Raw genomic sequence first — 17330 nt, 5'->3', positions numbered from 1 at the left:
CCTCTGGCTGACTGCTGGCGCAACGACCCGATCGGTTCCACGCGCAGGCCCCGCATCGGCCAATGCTCCACGGGGCACCGCACGCCCCGGTATGGACAGCGCGGCTGCCCGCGCGGCTGGCAACGCGCTACCCTTGCCGCCCCCGATCTGGCCGCACCCATGTCCGTCGACAACAACCAACGCGATCTCGAAGCCGGCATCCACACCGACCTGCAGGGGCGCCTGACCTACGGCGGCTACCTGCGGCTGGACCAGCTGCTCAGCGCGCAGCAGCCGCTGTCCAACCCGCCGCACCATGACGAGATGCTCTTCATCATCCAGCACCAGACCTCGGAGCTGTGGCTGAAGCTGCTGGGCCATGAGCTGCGCGCCGCAATCGGCTTCCTGCAGCGCGATGAAGTCTGGCAGTGCCGCAAGGTACTGGCGCGCAGCAAGCAGGTGCTGCGCCAGCTGACGGAGCAGTGGTCGGTGCTGGAAACGCTGACCCCGTCCGAATACATGGGCTTCCGCGACGTGCTGGGCCCGTCGTCGGGTTTCCAGTCGCTGCAGTACCGCTACATCGAGTTCCTGCTGGGCAACAAGAACGCGCAGATGCTGCAGGTGTTCGAGCACGATGCGGCCGGACAGGCGCAGCTGCGCACCGTGCTGGAGGCGCCCAGCCTGTACGAGGAGTTCCTGAAGTACCTGGCCCGCTTCGGCCACGCCGTACCGGCCGTGTATGAAAACCACGACTGGACCCAGCCGCATGTGGCCGACGACGCACTGCAGCCGGTCTTCGAACGCATCTACCAGGACACCGACCGCTACTGGCGCGAGTACGCGCTGTGCGAGGACCTGGTGGACCTTGAGACCGCCTTCCAGCTATGGCGATTCCGACACATGCGCACCGTGATGCGGGTGATCGGCTTCAAGCGCGGCACCGGCGGCTCGTCCGGGGTGGGCTTCCTGGCCAAGGCGCTGGAACTGACCTTCTTTCCCGAGCTGTTCCAGGTGCGCACCAGCCTGCAGGCCGGGCCCCCGTCAGCGCAGGGCTGATCCGTATTCAGCTTGGATCCCGGCCACTGGCTGGATCGTTTCAGATGCAAGTTCAGCGAGCAGGCTGGCACCTGCCTCAAACGGCGTGTATTTGACGTGAACGCCAGAAGTCGGTGATCCTCGCGCGTTGCTCCAACTGCACAGCGGACGTGCTCGTCATCCACCGAACCAGGAAACCCGCATGAGCGTAAACGCCACTGCGAACACCCCAGAGCCGGCGCTGCCGGACTTCAAGACCACGCTGGGCCACCCGCGCCCGTTGTGGATGCTGTTCATGACCGAGTTCTGGGAGCGCTTTGCGTTCTATGGCATCCGCTGGGCCTTGGTGCTGTACATCGTTGCCCAGTTCTACAACGGCAGCGCTGCCGGTGAAGGCGACGCCAGCCGCATCTACGGCGCCTACCTGGCCCTGGTGTATGCCGCAGCCATCTTCGGTGGCTACGTGGCTGACCGGGTACTGGGCTATCAGCGATCGATCCTGACCGGCGCGATCATCATGGCCGCCGGCCTGTTCATGATCTCGCTGCCGCAGGAGCACATCTTCAAGCTCGGCCTGGCCACGATCATCGTCGGCAATGGCCTGTTCAAGCCGAACATCTCGACCATGGTCGGCAAGCTGTACGGCCTGAAGGACGAGCGCCGCGATTCGGGCTTCACCATCTTCTACATGGGCATCAACATTGGCGCGATGATCGCCCCGGTGCTGACGGAGTACCTGGCCCGCAAGGTCTTCGGTACCGATGCCATGCCGTCCTACAAGGTCGTGTTCATCGCTTCGGGCGTGGGCATGCTGATCTCGCTGGTGTGGTTCTACATCGGTCGCGCCGGCCTGAAGGGCATCGGTGCACCGCCGGCCGGCGCTGAAGGCTTCGGCCGCATCATCATGGTGCTGGCCGGTGCCGTGGTCGCCATCCCGGTCGCGTACTTCCTGCTGGCCACCGGCGCCACCGCGCTGGCCTGGATCCTGGGTGCGATGTTCACCGCGCTGGCCATCCTGCTGCTGGTCGAGGGCATCCGCGAGGGCAAGGTGCAGCGCGACCGCGTGATCGCCATGCTGATCATCTTCGCCTTCAACGTGATGTTCTGGATGTTCTTCGAACAGGCCGGCAGCTCGTTTACCTTCCTGGCCGAGAACATCGTCAACCGCCAGTTCGGTGAATGGACGTTCCCGACCGCGTGGTTCCAGTCGGTCAACTCGGTGGCCATCATCACCCTGGCCCCGATCATCGCCTGGATCTGGGTGGCCATGGGCCGCGCCAATCCGTCCATCCCGCGCAAGTTCGGCCTGGGCCTGCTGTTCAATGGCGCCGCCTTCGCCCTGCTGATGTACGCGCTGTCGCAGATGGTCGTGGACGGCAAGATCCCGTTCTGGACCCTGTTCATGGTCTACGTCATCCAGTCGGTGGGTGAGCTGTGCCTGTCGCCGATCGGCCTGTCGATGGTGACCAAGCTGGCCCCGGTGCGCCTGGTCGGCTTCGGCATGGGTGGCTGGTTCCTGTCCACCGGCATCGGCAACAACCTGTCGGGCATCTTCGCTGGCGTTGTCAGTGGTGAAGGCGGCATGACGGTCGAGTCGGCCCTGAAGGGGTATACCTTCGGGTTCTGGGCCTTGATCGGCTCCGGCGTGGTGCTGTTCCTGGTCGCCCCGCTGATCAACAAGCTGATGCACGGCGTCAAATGATGATGAGAGGGTAGAAGGCATGCGCAGCAAGCTCGGTGGTGCAATGGTGGTGGTCTGTGCGGCGCTGATCGGCGCCTGTTCCGAACCGCAACCGCCTGCCGCCGCCGAGCCTACGCAGCCGCTGGATACCCGACCCACCGAGCCACCGGTCGCTGACCCCAGCGAACCGGTGGCCTCGGGCAACACCCCGGTGGCGGCGGATATTGCCGCCATCGCCGGGCTCGGCGCGCAGTTCGACCCGGCCCGCAACCCCGCCGACGATCTGGCCACCGCCAAGGTGGAAGCCCAGCGCGGCAAGAAGCGCATCCTGCTCGAGGTCGGCAATGCCGCCTGCGATCGCTGCCGGGCGCTGGACGAGCTGGTGGAAGGCAACGGTGATCTGCGCCGCTTCCGCGATGCCCACTACGTGTGGGTAAAGGTCAACGCCAGCGACGAACAACCCAATACCGCTTTCTTCGGCCAGTTCCCGATGATGGAGCGCGACTACCCGTACCTGCTGGTGCTCGATGCCGATGGCGGACTGCTGGTGTCGCAGGCCACCGGCGAGCTGCGCAAGGGCGAAGCCTTCCAGCCCGCGCGCGTGACCGCGTTCCTCAAGCAGTGGGCACCTGACAAACCGGAATAGGGTAGTGCCGGTTGCTGGCCGGCATGCTCGGCAGGTGCCGACCGTTGGCCGGCACTGATGTCGGGTCGCATCCACGCATGGCGTGGATCTACTGTGGTTGCGGTCACATTCCCGAAATCGGCATCTCAATATCGCAACGCGCTCGCCGTTACCGGCAAGGACCTCAGTCGACACCCGTCGATGCAACCTACCGGAACGCCCATGCACAGCGACCACGCCGAACGACTGCCCGAACCTGCCAGTACTCTGGCCGAAGGCGAAGCAGGCGAGGGTGTGACCCTGCCGCCGCAGGAGGCGCTGCTGGATGACGCCGGTACCGGCGAGGACAGTGTTGAACTGGCCCCGCCGCGCCATCGCCTGCCGCAGATCGCGCTGCCCGACAACGTGGTGCTGAAGGGGGCGGTGCAGAAACTGGTCGAGCAGAAATCACGGCTCGATGCATTGGCCGCCGACGGCCAGCTGGCCGGGTTGCTGCCGCCGGAATGGCAGGGCCATGGCGTGCGTGCGATCGAACTGTCCACCTTCATCCAGGGCGTGCTGCCGTTCCTGCAGCCAGGCGAGCGTGGCGAAACCGCGCCCGCGCGCCTGCCAGTGCGCCATGTGCTGGGGGACGACAGCCGTTGGGGCCTGGACGATGTGTCCGAACCGAAATCGCTGGCCTGGTACCTGGCTAGCGACGAACGCGCCGCCGCCGGCAGCAAGGACGTGGCCGAGGCCTATCTGGTGGGTGCACTCGGCCTGGCGTGGATGCAGGAAGGGCGCAGCCGCCCCGGTTTCCTGCGCGCGATGGGCCAGGACAGCCTGGCGGCACGGGTGACCATGCTCGGCTATCCGCCGGCCAACGAACTGGCGCTGTACAGCGTCACCGCGCACGGCCAGTCGCAGATCTGGTGCGTGCACGGTCGCCGTCGCATGCGTCCGTTGGTAGCGCCGTGGCTGAGCGTGCCGGTGCTGACCGCCTATGGCGTGCCGGCGCCGGTTGCGTGGCCGTCCAGTTTCCCGCCGGTGGAGGCCGTGGCCGAGCTGCTGGCGATCGCACGGCAGGGGCGCGCGCTGCCGGAAGTGGACCTGGCCAAGGCGGTGGCGAAGATCGCCGAAGATGCCGCATCCGATGCTTGGCAGCCGGTCAGCCTGTTGCAGCTCAACACCTGGTCGCCGCGCTGGCATTTCTTCCTGGGCACCTTCGTCGGCCTGCCGTCGCTGCTGCTTGTAGCTGCCGCGCTGGCGCTGCCGGGGGCGGTCGAAGCGGCCACGGTTGCCGCCTCGCTCGGCTTCGCCGGCGGTGCCATTGCCGCACTGGCGGTGCCGTGGATCCATGCGCGCCGCAAGCATCTGAGCTGAAATAAGGGGACGGAGGGGATTAAGCCGTAATCAGCACTCGTGTGCCTGAAACGACTTAATCCCCTCCGTCCCCTTTTTCTTTCAGACCCCTTCGCCCATCCGCTCCAGGCCGTCACCGGCCAGGCGCAGGATCAGCTTTTCCAGCAGCTGCTCCTCCTCCTCGCTCAGCACCGACATCAGCTTGCGGGTGATCTCGATCACCATCGGCGCGATGGTCTCGTAGACCTCGAAGCCGGCTGCGGACAGCGCCAGCACCGAGCGGCGGCGGTCGTCGCCGTGGGTCTCGCGCTTGATGAAGCCGCGCTCCAGCAGGCGGGCCACGGCGCGGCTGACCGCCACCTTGTCCATCGCCGTGCGGTCGGAGACCTCGCTGGCCGAGGAGCCCGGGTACAGCGCCAGGATGGTGATGACCCGCCATTCGGGAATCGCCAGACCGTAACGATCACCGTACAGCTTGGCGATGTTGCCGCTGACCCGGTTGGACAGCACGCTCAGCCGGTACGGCAGGAACTGTTCCAGGTCGAGCAGGACGTGCGAGGCACGCAGGCGGGTCGAGGCGGGATCGGCGGGGCTCATGTTGCGGTGCACCTTGCTGGTGGTTTCAAGTGTAACTATAAGGGGTAGGTCCAGACCCTGCATTCTCGCCGGGTCCCTACCTGCCCGCACCTGGTTTGTACCGATGCGGTACCGATTCGGAGCCACGCCATGAATACCGCAGTCCCGACCGCCTCGCACCCCAACCCCGGCATGCAGGTCACCACCTTCGAGAACCCGATGGGCATCGACGGCTTCGAGTTCGTCGAATTCGCCGCCCCGGCCGGCCGTGGCCAGGAGCTGCACGAGTACTTCCGGAAGATGGGCTTCAGCGCGGTGCTCAAGCACAAGCAGCGTCCGATTACCGTCTATCGCCAGGGCGACGTCAACTTCCTGGTCAACGAAGACCCCGATTCGTTCGCCGCCGACTTCGCCGAGAAGCACGGTCCGTGCGCCTGCGGCTTCGCCATCCGCTTCAAGAAGCCGGGCCAGGAGGTCTACCAGACCGCGCTGGGCAACGGTGCCGAAGCCATCGCCTTCAAGCCGGACAGCAAGGCGGTCAGCGCCCCGGTCATCAAGGGCATCGGCGATTGCATGCTGTATCTGGTCGACCGCTACGGCGCGGCCGGCAGCATCTACGACGGCGACTACGAGCCGATCGCCGGTGCCGACCTGCACCCGGTGGGCTTCGGCCTGACCTTCATCGACCACCTGACCCACAACCTGTACTTCGGCAACATGCAGCAGTGGTCGGACTACTACGAGCGCCTGTTCAACTTCCGCGAGATCCGCTACTTCGACATCAAGGGCCTGAAGACCGGCCTGGTGTCCAAGGCGATGACCGCGCCGGACGGCATCGTGCGCATTCCGCTGAACGAATCGTCCGACCCGAAGAGCCAGATCAACGAGTACCTGGACGCGTACAAGGGCGAAGGCATCCAGCACATCGCCTGCTTCACCGAGAACATCTACGAGACCGTCGAAGCGATGCGCGCGCAGGGCGTGGATTTCCTCGACACGCCGGAGACCTACTTCGATGTGATCGACCAGCGCGTGCCGAACCACGGTGAAGACGTGCCGCGCCTGGCGAAGAACAAGATCCTCATCGATGCCGATCCGGAAACCCACCAGCGCAAGCTGCTGCAGATCTTCACCCAGAACTGCATCGGCCCGATCTTCTTCGAGATCATCCAGCGCAAGGGCAACGAAGGCTTCGGCGAAGGCAACTTCACCGCGCTGTTCGAGAGCATCGAACGCGACCAGATCCGCCGCGGCGTGCTGTAAGGTCATCGGTAGCGCCGGGCCAGTCCCGGCGCCTGCCCATCTGTAGAGCCGGGCCATGCTCGGCTGCTTTCCGTTCCGGTCTCGCCGTACCCAGGAGCCCCCATGTCCCCCGCCATCACCGCCCGCGGCTACCAGTCCGGCTTCGGCAACGAATTCGCCACCGAGGCCGTCGCCGGCGCGCTGCCGGTCGGGCAGAACTCGCCCCAGAAGGTGGCCCACGGCCTGTACGCCGAACAGTTGACCGGCACCGCCTTCACCGCGCCGCGTGGCAGCAATCGCCGCAGCTGGCTGTACCGGATCCGCCCGGCGGTGACCCATGGCGAGTTCACTCCGTTTGCGCAGTCGCAGTTGCAGTGTGATTTCGGCGTACAGCCGGCCTCGCCGAACCAGCTGCGCTGGAGCCCGCTGCCGCTGCCGGAGCTGCCGACCGACTTTGTCGAAGGCCTGTACACGATGGGCGGCAACGGTTCGCCCGACGCGCATGCCGGCGTGGGCATCCACCTTTACGCTGCCAACCGCGACATGGTCGGCCGCTACTTCTACGACGCCGACGGTGAACTGCTGATCGTGCCGCAGCTGGGCGCGCTGCGCCTGCTGACCGAGCTGGGCGTGATCGAGATCGAGCCGCAGCAGATCGCGGTGATTCCGCGCGGCGTGCGTTTCCGCGTCGAACTGCCCGATGGCCCGAGCCGCGGCTACATCTGCGAGAACTACGGTGCGTTGCTGAAGCTGCCCGACCTCGGCCCGATCGGTTCCAACGGCCTGGCCAATCCGCGCGACTTCGAGACCCCGCATGCGGCGTTCGAGGATGTGGATGGCGACTTCGAACTGATCGCCAAGTTCGAAGGCCGCCTGTGGCGTGCGCCGATCGACCATTCGCCGCTGGACGTGGTGGCCTGGCACGGCAATTACGCGCCGTACCGCTACGACCTGCGTCGCTTCAACACCATCGGATCGATCAGCTACGACCACCCGGACCCGTCGATCTTCCTGGTGCTGCATTCGCCAAGCGACACGCCGGGAACCAGCAACATGGACTTCGCGATCTTCCCGCCGCGTTGGCTGGTGGCGCAGAACACGTTCCGCCCGCCGTGGTTCCACCGCAACATCGCCAGCGAATTCATGGGCCTGGTGCATGGCGCCTACGATGCCAAGGCCGAAGGCTTCGTGCCGGGTGGCGCGTCGCTGCACAACTGCATGAGCGGTCACGGCCCGGACGCGCCGACCTTTGACAAGGCGTCCAATGCCGATCTGTCCAAGGCCGATGTGATCAAGGACACGATGGCCTTCATGTTCGAGACCCGTGCGGTGATCCGCCCGACCGCACAGGCGCTGGCCGCCGGCCACCGCCAGGGCGATTACCAGCAGTGCTGGAACGGCCTGCGTAACAACTTCCGGTCGTCCCGCTAGCGTGGTGGGTGCCGACCTTGGTCGGCACAGATCGTGATCGCATCCACGTATGGCGCGGATCTACCAACCGCTGCCTCGGTGGGTGCCGACCGTTGGTCGGCACGGATCCTGATCGCATCCACGCATGGCGTGGATCTAGCGAAAGGCGGTCGTGATGCAGTAGGTCCACGCCATGCGTGGATGCTCTCCGCCGGAACTTGCGCTTACGCCACTTCGGCGAACGCGTCGCAATGCTCCAGCGGCAACGCCTCCAGCAGGCGCTGCCGCACGCGTTGGCAATAGCCCTCCGAGGTCAGCCCGGGCAGCATCTGCATCGCTGACTGCAGCCGCTGCAGCACCTCTTCTTCCGCACGCGCCTGCTGCAGGTCGCGGAACAGTGCTGCCGCCTGCGGGTGGCGCTGCATCTCCAATATGCCCAGCACGTAGATGCGCGCGGCCACCAGCGAGCGGCGACGTTCGATCGCGGGTGTAGCAGGCGCCGCTGCCGGTGCTGTGGGCACCGACGCTACCGCGGCTGCGGGCGACGGTGCCGGGGCTGTGGCGCCAGTGCCGGTGCTCAGGTATCCCGCCTGCACCAGCTGGATGACCATGGCCGGTGCTTCCTGGCCGAGCAGGCCGGTCAGGTCGGCAACGGTGCGCTGGCCGTCGCACAGGATCAGCAGCCGGCGCTGGCGCATGTCCAGCGGCGCGCGGTGGGCCTGCAGCGCGGTTCGGGCGAGATCGGTCTTGCGCGGTTGCATGGAAGGGACGGCCAGGTCGGTGCTCGCCGAGCCTGAACGAAGGCGATGAAACCGCGATGACAATGCAGCATCTGCACGTGTGCTGCGCTAGCGTGCAGCTACCTTCGTGCCAGGGAACCGCACCGATGAAGCACCTTCCGATTGCCGGTCTGTTGTTGCTGTCACTTGCCGCTTGCAACCGCACGCCTGAGACACCTGCTGATGCCTCGGCCAAGGGCGCTACGCCGGCTGCTGCCACAGCTGATGCCGATCTGGCGACCCAGTCGCCGGCCGATCCTCGCACCGACAGCCCGGCGCAGCTGGATGGCTTCGCCGGCGTAAAGCTGGGCGCTGGCATTGCCGAAGTCCGCAGCGGTTTCGGGAAGCCCCTGCAGGGGCTGGGCACCGATGCCGCCGGCAAGCCGCTGCCGGCTGACGATGGCAACGATGGCTGTTACTTCCTGCGCCCGCAGGATGCCGAGGACCCGCGCCTGATGATCGAAGGCCGCAAGCTGGTGCGTTACGACGTGCGCAGCGCCGCCATCACCGCACCAGGCGGCGGCAAGGTCGGCATGACCCTGGGTGAGCTGCAGGTGCTGTACCCGGAGCGGGCCGATGTCGGCCCTGACAAGTACGACGAGAAGGCCCAGCACCTGCGCGTTCGCCCGGCGCAGGAGGGCGGGGCGGTGATCGACTTCGCGCTCGGTGCCGATGGCCGGGTGGGTGCCTGGCGCGTCGGGCAGACCCCGCAGGTCGATTATGCGGAAGGGTGTGGCTGATCCTTGATCCACGGCCCAGCCGCGCGTGCGGGCCAAGCGTAGAATCGCGCCACCACTGCTGGGGGGAGTGCTCGATGATCGCCATTGCCATTGCCTGGTTCCTGCTCGGCCTGCTGCTGCTGGCGCTGGGCGGGGACTCCATCGTCAAGGCCGTGTCCGGCCTGGCCCAACGTTTCGGGGCCAGCCCGTTCACTGCCGGGCTGCTGCTGCTCGGGGTAACCACCTCGTTGCCGGAACTGGCGGTCAATGCGCGCGCGCTGGCGGTGGGCCAACCGGAGCTGGCCTTGGGCAACGCGGTGGGCAGCAGCATCGTCAACCTGGGCCTGACCCTCGCCGTGGCGGCCATGGCTGCGCCCCTGCTGCTGCGCGCACGCCTGCAGACGGTGCTGTGGTGGTCGCTGCTGGCGGCGGGTGTGCTGCTGATCCTGTTCGGGCTTGATGGCGGCCTCGCACGTTGGGAGGGCGGCATACTGCTGGCCGGCTTCATCGTGGTGCAGGTGCTGCTGCTGCGCCGTGGCCGTAGCGAGAGCGCCGAGGTGCAGGCGGCCATCGCCGAATCCGCACTGAGCCGCACCAGCCTGCCGTTGAACGTGCTGCGGGTGCTGATCGCCGTGCTGGCCCTGTACTGGGGCGCGCGCCTGGTGGTGGGCGCCGCCGCGGACTTCGGCGTAGCCCTGGGCTGGACGCCCCTGCTGGTCGGCCTGCTGCCGGTGGCAATCGGCACCGCACTGCCGGAGGTGGCCACCGCCATCGCCGCCGCGCGTCGCGGGCATGGCGACATGGTGCTGGGCCACGTGCTGGGTTCCAGCGTGGTCAACCTGCTGCTGGTGATTGGTGCGATGGCAGTGCTGCAGCCGCTGGCGTTGCCGGCCTCGTTCGTGCGCCTGGAGCTGCCGGCGCTGCTGGCGTTCGCGCTGGTGCTGTACCCGATGCTGCGTGGCGACCTGAAGATCAGCCGCGGCGAGGGCGCAATCCTGCTGGTCGCGTTCGTCGGCTGGTTCGTGCTGGAGCTGCTGCTGGTGGGCGCACCGGCGTTGTAGATCCACGCCATGCGTGGATGCGGTTGATTTCGTGCCGACCAACGGTCGGCACCCACCACCGATCACCCGGTGGGTGCCAACCTTGGTTGGCACTCGCGCAAACAATGCGCCGACCAAGGTCGGCCGCTACCGGATTTACCGGCCCTGCGTGGTCTCTTCTTCCCGCACCGGTTCCGGCGGCGGCAGCTGCTCTTCGGCGGCCGGCTCGTTGCCCGGCAGGCTGGGGCGGGTTTCCATTAGCAGTGACAGCGCGGCCTTGGCCATCATGTGTGCGCTGATCGGCGCGGTGATGAACAGGAACACGGTGATCAGCAGCTCGCGCGGCTGCGGGTCCTGGCCGAGGAAGATGTGGTAGCAGACCGAGCACACCAGCACGCAGCCCACGCCCAGCGTGCTGGCCTTGGTCGGTGCGTGCAGGCGCTTGAAGAAGGTGGACAGCTTCACCAGGCCCAGTGCGCCGACCAGGATGAAGAAGCAGCCGAACAGCAGCAGGATCGACAGGCCGATCTGGATCGCGGTGATCATTCGACGATGTCCCGGCGCAGCACGAACTTGCTCAGCACCACGGTGCTGCCGAAGCCGAGCATGGCGATGATCAGCGCGGCCTCGAAGTAGATCGGCGAGTTGAGGTACATGCCGAACAGCATCAGCTCGGCGATCGCGGTCACCGACAGGGTGTCCAGCGCGAGGATGCGGTCGGGCACGGTCGGCCCGCGCAGCAGGCGCCAGGTGGCCAGCAGCATCGCCAGGCCGACCACGTGCATGCACACCACCAGGGTGGTCTGGATGACTTCAAAACCGGTCATGGGAAGATCTCCATCAACGGCGCCTCGTAACGGCGCTTGATCGTATCGATCAGGTCCTGCGGGTCCTCCAGGTGCAGCACGTGCACCAGCAGGTACTTGCGGTCGTCACTGAGCGCGGCCGAGACCGTGCCCGGGGTCAGAGTGATCATGCTGGTCAGCGCGGCGATGCCGTGGATGTTGGCGATGTCCAGCGGCAACCAGATGAAACCCGGGTGGATGTTCTTCTCCGGGCCCAGCACCTGCAGGGCGACGCGGATGTTGGACATCAGGATGTCCCACAGGGTCACGCACAGCAGTTTCGGCAACGGGCGCAGGGTGCCGATGCGCGCGAACTCGCGGTCCAGGCGTGCAGCGAACAGCGGCACCACCACGCCCAGCACCAGCCCCAGCACGATCTGGCCGAGGGTGAAGCTGTCGGACATCAGCAGCCAGAACGCCACCACCATGATGCTGAGCATCGGCGAGGGAATGACGCGGCGGAACAGGGAGCGCTGGGCGGTCATGGCTGGCGGATCTCCGGCGTGGTCGCACGCAGCTGCTGCACGTACTCACTGGGGTGCAGCAGCTGTGCGGCGGTGGCGTCGGTGTAGCGCATCAGTGGGGCGGCGCCCAGGGTCATGCCGATGCCGTAACCCAGCAGCAGGCAGGCGGCGTAGAGCTCGACCCGGCGCAGGCGTGCCTTGCGCGGCTTCGGTGCCTCGGGATCGACCGGTGGCACGCGCCAGAACAGGCGGATGCCGCCGCGGGTCAGGCCCATGATCACCAGCAGGCTGCTGACCAGCACCGCGGTCCAGACGGGGGCGGTGTACTGTGCCGGCATGCCAGCCAGCAGCGCGGCCTTGGCCAGGAAGCCGGACAGCGGCGGCAGGCCGGCCACCGATACCGCGCCGATCAGGAACAGCACCGCTGGGGTTTCCTTGCCCGGCATCGGTGCCACCACTTCCTTGCGGTCGCTGGCGCCACCACGTCGGCGGCGGATCAGGTCGGCAATCAGGAACAGCGCGGCGGCGACGAAGCTGCTGTGTGGCAAGTAGTACAGGCCGGCTGACAGCACCTGCGGCGTGCCTACCGAGAAGGCGATGAACAGCGTGGCTGCCGACACGATCACCAGGTAGGAGATCAGCACGCGCAGGCGGGTTGCGGCCAGCGCACCCAGGCCACCGAGCACCAGCGTTGCCACGCCGGCCCACAGCAGCCAGTCGCGGCCATAGCCGGTCATCGCGCCGGCATCGTCGCCGAACCACAGCATCTGGATGCGCAGCACCGAGTACAGGCCGACCTTGGTCATGATCGCGAACAGCGCGGCCACGGCGGCCGGTGCGCGCGAATACGCTTCCGGCAGCCACAGGTACAGCGGCATCAGCGCAGCCTTGGCGCAGAACACCAGCAGCAACAGGCCCATCGTCGCCTTCACCAGGGTCAGCTGCGCCGGCGGCACTTCGGCGATGCGCTGCGACAGCTCGGCCATGTTCAGCGAACCCAGTGAGGCGTACAGCAGGCCCAGCGCGATCAGGAACAGGGTCGAGGCGGTGACGTTGAACACCACGTAGTGCAGGCCGATGCGCATGCGCAGGCCGCGGCCACCGCTGAGCAGCAGGCCGTAGGAGGCGATCAGCATCACCTCGAAGAACACGAACAGGTTGAAGATGTCGCCGGTCAGGAACGCACCGTTGAGGCCCACCAGCTGGAACTGGAACAGTGCATGGAAGTGCGGTGCGCGGCGGTCCCAGCCCGAGCAGGCATGCAGCAGGCAGGGAATGGCCAGCAGCAGGGTGGTCAGCAGCATCCACGCCGACAGCCGGTCGGCCACCAGCGCGATGCCCAGCCGCGATGGCCAGTCTCCCAGCAGGTAGACGTTGATGTCACCGCTGGCCGTGCTGGCAAACAGCAGGCCCACCGCCAGGGCCAGCGCCGACAGCGCGGTCCAGGCCACCGCGCGCTGCACCCTCGGGCCGTAGCGACGGTGTTCGACGAACAGCGACAGCGCAGCGCCCAGCAGGGGAATCAGGATCGGCAGGATCACCAGGTGGTTCATGCGCGGTCCTCGCCCTGGCGCGGCGGCACGCGCTCATCCTGCAGGTCGTCGTCGGGCTCGTGGGCGTCCACGTGGTCGCTGTGGTTGTCGCTGCGGCTGCGCATGGCCAGCACGATGCTCACCGCAGTCATCGCGAAGGCGATCACGATCGCGGTCAGCACCAGCGCCTGTGGCAGCGGGTCGGTGTAGTTGCCCAGGTGGCTGTCCACGCCTTCCTGCAGCACCGGCGCCTTGCCCAGCACCACGCGGCCGCCGGCGAAGATCAGCAGGTTGGTGGCGTAGGACAGGAAGGTCATGCCGAGGATCACATCGAAGCTGCGCGCACGCAGCAGCAGGTAGATGCCGATGGCGGTCAGCACGCCGATCGCGGTCGCCAGGGCCAGTTCCATCAGTGCATCTCCCCGGTGCGGGCCGAACGGCGTTGCAGGTCGATCTCACCCTTGCGGGCAGTGCGGGTACGCGACGGCTTGATCGTGCCCATCATCGACAGCATCAGCATGGCGCCGCCGAACACCACCAGGTAGACGCCGATGTCGAAACCGATCGCGCTTGCCAGCGGCACGTCGCCGATCAGCGGCAGGTGCAGGTCCAGGTGCCCGCTGGTCAGGAACGGTACGCCGAACAGCATCGAGGCACTGCCGCTGAGCAGGGCGATCAGCAGGCCCATGCCGATACAGCGGATGTAGTCGAAGCCGAAGCGCGATTCCACCGACGCGGTGCCCTGGATCACGTACTGGATCAGCAGCGGCACCGCCAGCACCAGGCCGGCGATGAAGCCACCGCCCGGCGCGTTGTGGCCGCGCAGGAACAGGAAGATCGAGACGGTCAGGGTGAGCGGGAACATGATCTGCGCCAGGTCGGCCGGCACCGGCAGCTTGATCGGCGGGCCGGGCATGATCTGCTCCGGTGCCATCCGCGTACGCCGCAGCAGCGCGTGCACCACCAGCGCAGCGATGCCGAACACGGTGATCTCGCCAAAGGTATCGAAGCCGCGGAAGTCGACCAGGATCACGTTGACCACGTTCTGGCCATATGCCTCGGGCAGGGCACGGGCGAGCAGTTCGCCGGCCATGGTGTTGGGCGGCAGGGTCATCGCCGAATAGGCCAGCGCGCCAAGCCCGGCACCGGCGATGATGGCGATCACCGCATCGCGCCGCTTGCGCCAGCGCGGCCGCTCCGGTCCGGACTGCGCGGGCAGGTAGTTCATGCCCAGCAGCATCAGCACCAGGGTCACCATCTCCACCAGCAGCTGGGTGAGGGCCAGGTCGGGCGCGGACAGGAACACGAAGGTCAGCGCCACCATCAGGCCGACACCGCCCACCAGCAGCACCGCCAGCAGGCGCTGCTTGTAGACACGCAGGGTGGCCACCGCACAGGCCATCATCACCAGCCACAGCGCCCAGCCCAGCAGCGGGATCGGCTGCGGTTTGGTCCAGTTCGGCGAGGCCGGGTTGGCGATGTAGGGCGCGGCGGCCACGGTGATGGCCACCAGCACCAGGCCCAGCAGCATGCGCTGCAGGCTGCCATTGGCGATGCCGTTGGTCAGGCGCATGGCCAGCGCGGAGATCGCATCCAGCTGTGCATGGAACACGTTGCGCCCGGTGGTGCGGGTTTCCACGCCGTGCAGGTTGATCAGCCTGCGCAGGCCGAAGTACAGCGCCACGCCACCGACTACGCCGATCGCGCTCATCGCCAGCGGCAGGTTGAAACCGTGCCACACCGCCAGGCTGTACTCGGGCATGGCGTTGCCGAGGATCGAGGCCGCAGCAGCATGCAGCACCGGCGCCACGGTCAGTGCCGGGGCGATGCCTACCGCCACGCAGATCACCACCAGCAGTTCCACCGGCACCTTCATCCAGCGCGGCGGTTCATGCGGCACGCGGTCCAGGTCGTGCGGGCCGGGGCCGAAGAAAGTGTCGTGCACGAAGCGCAGGCTGTAGGCCACGCCCAGCACGCCGGCCAGCAGCGCGGCGACCGACACCGCCGTGCGCATCGCACCCGGGCCGCCACCGGCGGTCAGCGCTTCGGCGAACAGCATTTCCTTGGACAGGAAGCCGTTGAGCAGCGGGATGCCGGCCATCGCCAGCGAGGCGATGATTGCCAGCGCGCTGGTGAACGGCATCAGCTTACGCAGGCCGCCGAGCTTGCGCATGTCACGGGTGCCGGTTTCGTGGTCGATGATGCCGGCGGCCATGAACAGCGAGGCCTTGAAGGTGGCGTGGTTGAGGATGTGGAACACGCCGGCCACCACCGCCATCGGCGTGGACAGGCCGAACAGCAGGGTGATCAGGCCCAGGTGCGAGATCGTTGAATAGGCCAGCAGGCCCTTCAGGTCGTGCTGGAAGATCGCGTTCCAGGCACCGATCAGCAGGGTCAGCGCGCCGATGCCGCTGACCGTATAGAAGAACAGGTCGCTGCCGGCCAGCGCCGGGTGCAGGCGCGCCAGCAGGAACACACCGGCCTTCACCATGGTGGCCGAGTGCAGGTAGGCCGAGACCGGGGTGGGCGCCGCCATCGCGTGCGGCAGCCAGAAGTGGAACGGGAACTGCGCGCTCTTGGTGAAGATGCCGGCCAGCACCAGGAACAGCGCGTACGGGTACAGCGCGCTGGCGCGGATCTGCTCGCCGGCGGCCAGTACCACGTCCAGGTCGAAGCTGCCGACGATACGGCCGATCAGCAGCACGCCACCGAGCAGGGCCAGGCCGCCGCCGCCGGTGATCACCAGCGCCATGCGCGCGCCTTCGCGGGCGTCCTGGCGGTGCGACCAGAAGCCGATCAGCAGGAACGAGCTGATGCTGGTCATTTCCCAGAAGATCATCAGCAACAGCAGGTTGCCCGACAGCACCATGCCCAGCATGGCGCCCATGAACAGCAGCAGGTAGCAGTAGAAGCGGTGCGCGTTGTCCTGCTGGCTCAGGTAGTAGCGCGCATACAGCACCACCAGCGCGCCGATGCCCAGCACCAGCCCGGCGAACATCCAGGCCAGCCCATCCAGGCGCAGGGTGAAGTCCAGGCCGACCTGAGGCAGCCAAGGGACCATCGTCCGCACCACCTGGCCGCCGAGTACGGACGGGGTCAGCCAGCCGAGGATGGCCAGCCCGCCCAACGGCGCCAGCGCCGCCAGCCAGGCAGCAGTCGAGCGCGAACTACGGGGGAAGGCCGCAACAGCCGCTGCCATCAGGAACGGCAGGGCCAGCAGCAGGGGCAGGCTGGGGAGCATGCAGGGAATCCATGATTCACGAGCAGGTCAGGGAGGATAACAGGCCGCGAAATGTCGCCGAAACCCATCGAACAGCGATCAATTGCATGTAACGTTCGCTGATTCATTTTTTCTGCGGTGCAGCATCACGTTCCTGCAGTCCTTCCCCGGTTGCCCTCGGGGACACCCTACGCCCACGCAGGGAGACCGCAGGCCCTGTCGCACAGGGGCTGCCGTCGACGGGCGGGAAGTGGGGAGCGAGTCACCGGGGCAGGCTGGCAGGGCCGTCATGGAGTGCGGGTGACGGAATCTGCCCGTTCAGGAAACGACGGCCGCCGTCGGCCGCCCGCAGTTCAATAGCGCCAGTCGAGCTTGCGGTAGAACTTGGCCATCACCCAGGCCGGGCCGATCAGCAGGTAGGTCAGGTCAGTCAGGAAGCTGGGCTTGCGGCCCTCGAACGTGTGGCCGATGAACTGCGCAATCCAGGCCACCACGAACACGCCCACCGCCAGCCAGCGCAGGGCCTGCAGGCCGATTTCGGCTTCCAGCAGGCGGCACAGGCAGCCGAACACGAAGAACTGGATGAGCATGCCGATGCCCAGCGGGCGCGACAGCTTGTTGTAGAAGCACCAGGCGCTGAACATCGCGAACGCCGACCAGATGCCGTACTGGAACCAGGTGATCAGCGGCGGCAGGCACCACAGCAGGGCCACCACCGACCACAGGATCGCCGGTACCGCCACCACGTGGATGCGCTGGTTGATCACATTGCGGTGGTCGTCGGAGTAGCTGGCGAAATAGCGGTCGATCGGCCGCGCAAGCTCGGTGGATGTCTGCATGCG

At 66.9% G+C, this 17330-nt stretch carries 17 protein-coding genes; 8 read left to right on the top strand and 9 right to left on the bottom strand.

Annotated features, from left to right (window positions below):
* Positions 1 to 159: 159 nt before the first annotated feature.
* From M1L61_RS21425 to M1L61_RS21410, 4 genes are all read left to right on the top strand, one after another.
* A complete protein-coding gene (locus M1L61_RS21425) occupies positions 160 to 1035 on the top strand; it encodes a tryptophan 2,3-dioxygenase family protein (protein WP_019338596.1) in 876 nt (291 codons plus the stop codon).
* 181 nt (positions 1036 to 1216) lie between these two features.
* Complete coding sequence (locus M1L61_RS21420) at positions 1217 to 2716, top strand: oligopeptide:H+ symporter (RefSeq protein ID WP_248854077.1); 1500 nt, start codon at positions 1217 to 1219, stop codon at positions 2714 to 2716.
* A 19-nt stretch (positions 2717 to 2735) separates the two neighbouring features.
* Positions 2736 to 3341, top strand: coding sequence for a thioredoxin family protein (locus tag M1L61_RS21415; protein ID WP_248854076.1), 606 nt, complete (start codon positions 2736 to 2738; stop codon positions 3339 to 3341).
* Between the two features lie 201 nt (positions 3342 to 3542).
* On the top strand, positions 3543 to 4682 hold the full coding sequence (locus tag M1L61_RS21410; RefSeq protein ID WP_126560931.1) for a hypothetical protein: 1140 nt from the start codon (positions 3543 to 3545) through the stop codon (positions 4680 to 4682).
* Positions 4683 to 4763: 81 nt separating this feature from the next.
* Here the strand turns inward: M1L61_RS21410 and M1L61_RS21405 are convergent, their stop codons facing one another.
* Positions 4764 to 5258, bottom strand: coding sequence for a MarR family winged helix-turn-helix transcriptional regulator (locus M1L61_RS21405; RefSeq protein ID WP_010482680.1), 495 nt, complete (start codon positions 5256 to 5258; stop codon positions 4764 to 4766).
* Between the two features lie 129 nt (positions 5259 to 5387).
* Here M1L61_RS21405 and hppD point away from each other — a divergent pair, with 129 nt between their 5' ends.
* Both hppD and hmgA read left to right on the top strand, forming a co-directional pair.
* Complete coding sequence (gene hppD / locus M1L61_RS21400; RefSeq protein WP_191850138.1) at positions 5388 to 6500, top strand: 4-hydroxyphenylpyruvate dioxygenase; 1113 nt, start codon at positions 5388 to 5390, stop codon at positions 6498 to 6500.
* 102 nt (positions 6501 to 6602) lie between these two features.
* Entirely contained in the window at positions 6603 to 7910 is a 1308-nt protein-coding gene (hmgA, locus tag M1L61_RS21395; RefSeq protein WP_248854075.1) for a homogentisate 1,2-dioxygenase, read from the top strand.
* A gap of 203 nt (positions 7911 to 8113) precedes the next feature.
* Here hmgA and M1L61_RS21390 read toward each other — a convergent pair whose 3' ends face one another.
* Positions 8114 to 8650: a hypothetical protein gene (locus M1L61_RS21390; RefSeq protein WP_197601561.1), complete on the bottom strand. Its 537-nt coding sequence runs from the start codon at positions 8648 to 8650 to the stop codon at positions 8114 to 8116.
* A 125-nt stretch (positions 8651 to 8775) separates the two neighbouring features.
* Between M1L61_RS21390 and M1L61_RS21385 the strand changes: the two genes are divergently transcribed.
* Positions 8776 to 9408, top strand: a complete 633-nt coding sequence (locus M1L61_RS21385) for a hypothetical protein (RefSeq protein WP_043399395.1) — start codon at positions 8776 to 8778, stop codon at positions 9406 to 9408.
* Positions 9409 to 9482: 74 nt separating this feature from the next.
* Positions 9483 to 10448, top strand: coding sequence for a sodium:calcium antiporter (locus M1L61_RS21380; protein ID WP_159360658.1), 966 nt, complete (start codon positions 9483 to 9485; stop codon positions 10446 to 10448).
* A 135-nt stretch (positions 10449 to 10583) separates the two neighbouring features.
* Here M1L61_RS21380 and M1L61_RS21375 read toward each other — a convergent pair whose 3' ends face one another.
* From M1L61_RS21375 to M1L61_RS21345, 7 genes are all read right to left on the bottom strand, one after another.
* Entirely contained in the window at positions 10584 to 10973 is a 390-nt protein-coding gene (locus M1L61_RS21375) for a Na+/H+ antiporter subunit G (RefSeq protein WP_010482673.1), read from the bottom strand.
* On the bottom strand, positions 10970 to 11254 hold the full coding sequence (locus tag M1L61_RS21370; protein ID WP_005411334.1) for a K+/H+ antiporter subunit F: 285 nt from the start codon (positions 11252 to 11254) through the stop codon (positions 10970 to 10972). Before M1L61_RS21370 ends, M1L61_RS21375 begins: the two co-directional genes overlap by 4 nt.
* Positions 11251 to 11757, bottom strand: coding sequence for a Na+/H+ antiporter subunit E (locus M1L61_RS21365; RefSeq protein ID WP_043399391.1), 507 nt, complete (start codon positions 11755 to 11757; stop codon positions 11251 to 11253). The genes M1L61_RS21370 and M1L61_RS21365 overlap by 4 nt, the downstream gene beginning before the upstream one ends.
* Entirely contained in the window at positions 11754 to 13289 is a 1536-nt protein-coding gene (locus M1L61_RS21360; protein ID WP_248854074.1) for a monovalent cation/H+ antiporter subunit D, read from the bottom strand. The genes M1L61_RS21365 and M1L61_RS21360 overlap by 4 nt, the downstream gene beginning before the upstream one ends.
* The gene (locus tag M1L61_RS21355; protein WP_005419863.1) at positions 13286 to 13678 is read right to left on the bottom strand and encodes a Na+/H+ antiporter subunit C; all 393 of its coding nucleotides are present in this window, start codon (positions 13676 to 13678) and stop codon (positions 13286 to 13288) included. The genes M1L61_RS21360 and M1L61_RS21355 overlap by 4 nt, the downstream gene beginning before the upstream one ends.
* Complete coding sequence (locus tag M1L61_RS21350; protein WP_248854073.1) at positions 13678 to 16509, bottom strand: monovalent cation/H+ antiporter subunit A; 2832 nt, start codon at positions 16507 to 16509, stop codon at positions 13678 to 13680. The genes M1L61_RS21355 and M1L61_RS21350 overlap by 1 nt, the downstream gene beginning before the upstream one ends.
* A 332-nt stretch (positions 16510 to 16841) precedes the next feature.
* Positions 16842 to 17327, bottom strand: a complete 486-nt coding sequence (locus M1L61_RS21345) for an Mpo1-like protein (protein WP_010482667.1) — start codon at positions 17325 to 17327, stop codon at positions 16842 to 16844.
* Positions 17328 to 17330 lie beyond the last annotated feature (3 nt).

Origin of the sequence: Stenotrophomonas sp. NY11291, from assembly GCF_023277365.1 — a bacterium.
Taxonomy (GTDB): domain Bacteria; phylum Pseudomonadota; class Gammaproteobacteria; order Xanthomonadales; family Xanthomonadaceae; genus Stenotrophomonas; species Stenotrophomonas geniculata.
The sequence above is the reverse complement of the archived record's forward strand: the minus strand, read 5'-3'. Positions and strand labels throughout refer to the sequence as shown.